Raw genomic sequence first — 4,432 nt, 5'->3', positions numbered from 1 at the left:
TCCCAGGCATGACCGGCCCGCTCGCGCACCGCGGTGCCGATCTCGCCGGCCTGCCCGGTCCACTGCTCCCGGGCCTGGGTCAACGTCGCGTTCCCGCGACGCGTGATCGCGGAGAACTGCTCGGCGGGCGTGGGCCCGTCGGTCGTCTGGGTCGTCGGCGGCGTCGGTTCGGACATGGTGCTCGACTCCTCGGGTGGGGTTCACGGTGCGGTCGACCCGCCCCCCGTTGGACCGTCGATCAACCCGGCGATCTTGGTATCAACCCGTGCCGGGGACAGGAACTCCGTCGTGATCGGCAACGCCCGTGGGGTCACTCACAGTTCCCGGACGATGGCGCTGCGTCAGAAGCCGAGCCCGCACGGTCGCCAGGCGTGGTGCCGGCGAGACCGCCCCATGGGGAGAGCCGAGATCCGATCACCCGAACGGACGCTAACGCTGCTCCGAAAGACCGCGATCTGTGGATCGTCACATCTGCGAACAAAGGATCGAGATGACCGTCGAGCAGCAGCCGCAGGGTTCCGGGCAGGGGCCTCAGATCATCTACGTCGAGCGTCCGCGCCAGGAGTGGAGCGGGATGGCGATCACGTCGTTCGTCCTGGGCCTCATCTGGTTCTGGGGTCTGGGCTCCTTGATCGCGGTGATCCTGGGTCACACCGCCGCCGATGAGTGCAAGAGCGGGGGCAGACGCGGCGACGGCCTGCGTCTGTGGGGCCTCGGCCTCGGATACGCCGGGATGGCACTGACGGCCCTCGTCGTCATCGGGCTCGCGACTTCGGCACACCAGAGCTCGACGTACACGACACCGAGCTACGGCTCCTCCTACTCGTCGTCCTACAGCTCTGGGAGCGGGTACTACGGGTCGTCCAGCAGCAACTACTGACGTGGCGGCTCTTCCCTGGACGCCGCGCCGCCGTCACCGCCGCTCCTCCCGGGCCGGCGGGGCCGGCGGGGCCAGCGATCCGCGGAGCCGGGGTGCCGACGGATCGGGCGCCGCTCCAACCGCGAGCAGGACGGTGCCGCAAACCCCACCGGCCCATGGCCGATGGCGGCTGTGGGCCGAGATCCCCGGTGTCGTCGCCCCCGACGGTCACCCTTGTTCGGTCATGGCGCGAGCCGCGAAGGTGATCAGCTCCGCGACCGCGGCGGGCGGCATGGAGGTGGAGTCGCACATCAGGTGGTAGAGCCCGGCGTCGTCGGGGTCCCGGCGGTAGAACCGCCTGACGTAGGCGGCGCGGGCGCGGTCGGCGTCGGTCATCTCCCGCTGCGCCGTGGTCGCGTCGATGCCACGCGACGCCATGGCGTGCCGCAACCGTCGATCGCACGGACCGTGCAGTCGCACGTGGAGCGCGCCCGGCCGATCGCCCAGCACGACCGCGGCGGCCCGGCCCAGGACCACCGCGCCCGTGCTGCCGACCAGCCCGCGGATCACCTTCTCGGTGTGGGCGACGAATTCCTGGTCCGACAGCAGGGGACCGACTGCGGGTCCGGTCGGCGTGACGGGCACGGTGGTGGTGACCGCGGCTACCCGGGCGGTACCGGCGAGCCACCGCGACATCCATCGGGTCTCGGCCGGTCGTCGCGAGCGAGCGACTCCTCCGTGCTGACTCCGAGCTCGCGGGCCACCTGCACCGGGATGGCGCGGTCCACGAAAGGCAGCCCGAGGGCTCGGGCCACCGCGGGCGCGATACTGCTGCCGCCGGCGCCGTACTGCGCGGAGATCGTCACCAACCGCATCGACATGCCCCTCCTGCTGCCGAGCCGACCTCAGCACCTGCTCGCGGCACGCGCAGCCCACACGGAGGTGGTCCACCTGGACGGGTGGTGCCAGGACAACGAGCCACCGACGCGACCCGTCAGCTCCCGTTCAGTGGCTGTGTCCCATGTGGTCCATCGGCGGCATCGGGGCCGGAGCCGATCCGGCCGGGACGGGCGCCGCACCCGGCTGAGCCGGAGTGCCGGGGCCACCGGCGAGGTCGAGCACGGTGATGGAGTTGTTCTCCTTGTTGGTTGCGTACGCGGTCCGACCGTCCGGGGCGACCGCCACCATCCAGGGGCTGGTGCCGAGCGGCACCGTCGCCGTGATCTGGTTCGTGGCGGTGCTGATCACCGACAGGTTGTTGGTGCCGTTGTTGACGACGTAGCTGTGCTTGCCGTCCCGGGAGAAGGCCACGCTCTGCGGGTTGATGCCCACGGGGAAGGTGGTCAGCACGGCGTTGTTCGAGGTGTCGATGATCGACATCGTGTTGCCGTCGTAGTTGACGACGTTCGTCCGCCGCCCGTCGGGCGAGACGGCGATGCTGTGCGGGGCGGTGTTCTCGCCGATCGGGATGACCCCGGCGACGGTGTTGGTCTTGGTGTCGAGCACCGTGACGACGCCGGCATGGTGGTTGGCGGCGTAGGCGAACCGACCGCTGGGCGTGAAGGCGATCCAGTGGGGGCTCGCCGGCACCTGGATCTGGGTCAGCACGGTGTTGGTCTTCGTGTCGATGACCGAGACGTCGCCGGAATCGTGGTTCGGCACGTAGACGCGGCTCCCGTCCGGCGACACCGCGAGACCGAAGGGTCGCTTCTGCCCGGTGGGGATCACCGCCGTGAACGCCCCGGCCGCGGTGTCGAGGACCGCGACGTCGTTCTGATTGGACTGCGCGTTGTAGAGCGTGACGTAGGCGTGGGCGCCGTCCTGCGCGAGCGCGATGAACTGCGGCGGACCGGGCGCTGGGATCACCGCGGACACCGCGCCCGAGGCGGTGTCGACGACGTTCACGACGTTCCCACCGGCGCTGCCCGTGACGTACGCCTTCTTGCCGTCGGCGGAGAACGCAACCGCCTCCGGGCCGTTGCCCACGCTCAGGGTGCCCCGAACCGTGGGGAGGTCGACGCTGGCGACGACGGGTGCCGGCGGCACGATGGCGACGGGGCCGCGACCGGACTGGCCGGGAGTCTGGAAGGTGGTCGCCGTGTTGTTGGAGCCGGTAGCGATCACGTTGCCTACGGCGACACCGACGCCCAGGACCAGCACGACCGCCGCCGCGGCGATCCCGATCTGTGTGCGACGCCCTGGCCGGCGAGGGTTCTGGCCGATGCTCGGCGGCAGCGGCGGAATCGGGCCGGTGGGTCCGGCAGGTCCTCGGAGGTCGGGCGGCGCGCCGTCGCGGGAACCCGCCGCCGGGGCAGACGTGCCCTCGACGGGGACCGCCGTGGCCCGGTCGAGGGTGGCCGTCGACGACGAGGACTCGGCGGCCGCCGCGGCCGGACCCGCGGTGACCGAGGACGGCGCGGCCACCGGGCCGTCGCCGTTCGCCGGCTCGTGGCCGTTGGCGGCGTGCTCCCGCCTCCCGGCCGGGACGAGGAACTCCGTCTTCCCCTCCGGCGCGACCGTCGGCGCGGGGATCGACACGGTCCCGACACCGGCAGACGGTGAGATCACGACGGTGCGCTCCATGGCCTCGAGCGCGTCCCGGGCCGCCCGGGCCAAGGCCCCGGCCGAGGGGTAACGGTCGGCGACCTCCTTGGCGAGCGCCTCGCGGACCACCCCGTCAAAAGCGGTACCCACCTCGGGATGCCGCTCGGAGGGCGCGGGTGGCTCGGAGGTGAGGTGGGCGTGCATGAGCGCCGGCAGCGTGTCCGCCAGGTAGGGCTTCGTGCCGGTGAGGCACTGGAAGAACACGCAGCCGAGGGAGTAGATGTCGATCTCCGGCCCGGCAGTGCCCGCGAACTGCTCGGGCGCCATGTAGTCCAGGCTGCCGACCAGGGCGTGGGTCGCCGTGAGGGACTGGCTGTGCCCGCCGATCGCCCGGGTGATGCCGAAGTCGGCGAGGTAGACGAAATCGTGGGCGCCCACGGTGCGGTCGAGCAGGACGTTCGAGGGCTTGATGTCGCGGTGGATCAGGCCCTCGTGGTGCGCAGCGTCGAGGGCGCTCGCGATCTGCTCCACGACGCCGACCGCTGCCCGCGGGTCAAGGGTCCCCTCGGCCTCGAGAACCTGCTCCAGGTTGGGGCCGTCGACGAACCGCATGTCGATGTAGAGCTGGTCCTCGATCGCTCCGTACTGGTGGATCGGGATGACGTGCGGGCTGCTCAGCCGGGCCGCGAGACGCGATTCTCGACGGAATCGCCGCTGGAACTCGGGGTCCTCGGCGGTGTGCGGCATCAGTCGCTTCACCGCGACGGTGCGCTCCTGGACCGAATCGTAGGCCTCGTAGACCTCGCCCATTCCCCCACGGCCCAACAGGCGCCGCAGCTCGTATGGTCCGAACTGCTCGGTCATGACGTTCTCCCCCAACGGCGACGCGGTGTCGAGGAGTATGTCGATCCCGAAGGCCGACTTGATACACCCTTCACGCAATTTCACGGTGCGCTCACGGCACGTGACGCACCGCGATGTGGATCTCGATTATCGGACGCATTCCGTCATGTAACTCCCTCGGAGAGT

4 protein-coding genes are annotated in these 4,432 nt (G+C 70.8%); 1 reads left to right on the top strand and 3 read right to left on the bottom strand.

The window, feature by feature from the left end; genetic code table 11:
• Positions 1–490 precede the first annotated feature (490 nt).
• The gene (locus VGH76_RS05210; protein WP_331555553.1) at positions 491–880 is read left to right on the top strand and encodes a DUF4190 domain-containing protein; all 390 of its coding nucleotides are present in this window, start codon (positions 491–493) and stop codon (positions 878–880) included.
• A gap of 207 nt (positions 881–1,087) precedes the next feature.
• On the opposite strand, the gene VGH76_RS05205 is transcribed toward VGH76_RS05210, so the two are convergent.
• From VGH76_RS05205 to VGH76_RS05200, 3 genes are all read right to left on the bottom strand, one after another.
• A complete protein-coding gene (locus VGH76_RS05205) occupies positions 1,088–1,555 on the bottom strand; it encodes a cytidylate kinase-like family protein (protein ID WP_331555552.1) in 468 nt (155 codons plus the stop codon).
• Positions 1,522–1,734, bottom strand: a complete 213-nt coding sequence (locus VGH76_RS27920; RefSeq protein WP_414637674.1) for a cytidylate kinase family protein — start codon at positions 1,732–1,734, stop codon at positions 1,522–1,524. The genes VGH76_RS05205 and VGH76_RS27920 overlap by 34 nt, the downstream gene beginning before the upstream one ends.
• 130 nt (positions 1,735–1,864) lie before the next feature.
• On the bottom strand, positions 1,865–4,267 hold the full coding sequence (locus tag VGH76_RS05200) for a serine/threonine-protein kinase (protein ID WP_331555551.1): 2,403 nt from the start codon (positions 4,265–4,267) through the stop codon (positions 1,865–1,867).
• Positions 4,268–4,432 lie beyond the last annotated feature (165 nt).

The organism is Actinomycetospora sp. (assembly GCF_036497585.1).
Taxonomy (GTDB): domain Bacteria; phylum Actinomycetota; class Actinomycetes; order Mycobacteriales; family Pseudonocardiaceae; genus Actinomycetospora.
This window is presented reverse-complemented; position numbering and strand designations above follow the sequence as displayed.